We start from the raw sequence: 1283 nt of genomic DNA, 5'->3' as shown, positions 1-1283 counted from the left end.
AAATGAAGCATCATTTATTACAGGTACGTTTGTTGATATAGCTGGTGGTAAATAGCCGTATAACAAGTCACTTAAAAGGACAAAAAACAGTTGGTTTTTGCTCCTGCGTCGCTTATTTTAACCAACTTTTTTTTGCCTCTTAGTGCGGCGTTAAACGTTCAAGGAGTTTTAATGAGTTCACCGATTGAAGTTTTATGGGGAAATATAGTTCATTCATTTGAAAATATTGATCCAAGTTTATTACAAAAGCATATGGATGCGGTTGATTCTGGGCTTGTTAATAGTGATATTGTTTACGACAACATTAAGCAAAAAGTAATAACTCCAAAAGCTGACCTGAAAACACGGAAAATATATATACAAGAAACCTATCTGGAACACTTATGGTCATATATATATTCAATGTTTGTATTATATGAAGAAGGAGTTCAAAAGCCTTTAATAAATAATACATTTAAAGGGGAGTTAGAATTTAATAGTCAAATTACTATAAGAGCCAAAAAGTTGTATGACTGGTCTGTTTCTTTATCTACAAGTCATACTCCCTGGGATGAAACATTACCAAATCCAAAAACACACAGTAACTCCTTGGAAAAGTTTTATGCAGAGAAAGTAAATTCGATATTTCAAAAATCAGTGAGCTATGCGCTTTTTCACGAATTTGCTCATCTTACTCATAATCATGATTCGTATTTCTTAGGTCTCAAATTAGCTGATTTAACTGATTCAGATATTGCTAGTAGAATTCAACTTGAAAATGAATCTGATCAATTTGCTTTTAATGTAGTGATCGATACTCAGGGGACAGACAATGAGAAACTTGTGAATGGACTATCTGTACTTTTAGTGAATTGCTCTGCACTGATACTTCCAAGTAGTGCGCACGTAGTTAAACAGAATCTTCACCCTGACTTAGATGATAGATTGCTAAAAACTCTAAATGAACTTGGTTTATCATCCGAGGATTCCTTATTTTATTGCTGGTATTTTGCTTGTTTCGCAATACGCCTATTTTTGACTAAACATAATATTAACTTACCTATAACAGAGCATGAGACTGCTCAAGACGAATTTTTCTCTCTTTTGGAACACCTCGACGGTGTAAAGTTGTGAACGTTTCACAAGGCATTTAAACGGAACTAAAACAGTGGGTTACGTATTCTGGTCTAATCGATCTGGACACCTTGATTGTGGATAATACGATAATCAATCGAGGTGAATATGAATACAAAACGTCAATATCGAACTTATACGAAAGAATTTAAAGAAGAGGCAATCGGCCT

The 1283-nt window shown here is 34.1% G+C and carries 1 protein-coding gene; it reads left to right on the top strand.

What is annotated here, in order from left to right; genetic code table 11:
• Window positions 1-171 precede the first annotated feature (171 nt).
• Window positions 172-1113: a phage exclusion protein Lit family protein gene (locus HC723_RS16815; protein WP_190339908.1), complete on the top strand. Its 942-nt coding sequence runs from the start codon at window positions 172-174 to the stop codon at window positions 1111-1113.
• Window positions 1114-1283: the final 170 nt, after the last annotated feature.

Source organism: Vibrio sp. S11_S32 (genome assembly GCF_014694465.1).
GTDB classification, from domain to species: domain Bacteria; phylum Pseudomonadota; class Gammaproteobacteria; order Enterobacterales; family Vibrionaceae; genus Vibrio; species Vibrio algicola.
The sequence above is the reverse complement of the archived record's forward strand: the minus strand, read 5'-3'. Positions and strand labels throughout refer to the sequence as shown.

What these genes read in the sequence shown, in the direction of transcription:
- HC723_RS16815 (WP_190339908.1), top strand. Translation starts at nt 172, where the DNA reads ATGAGTTCACCGATTGAAGTTTTATGGGGAAATATAGTTCATTCATTT.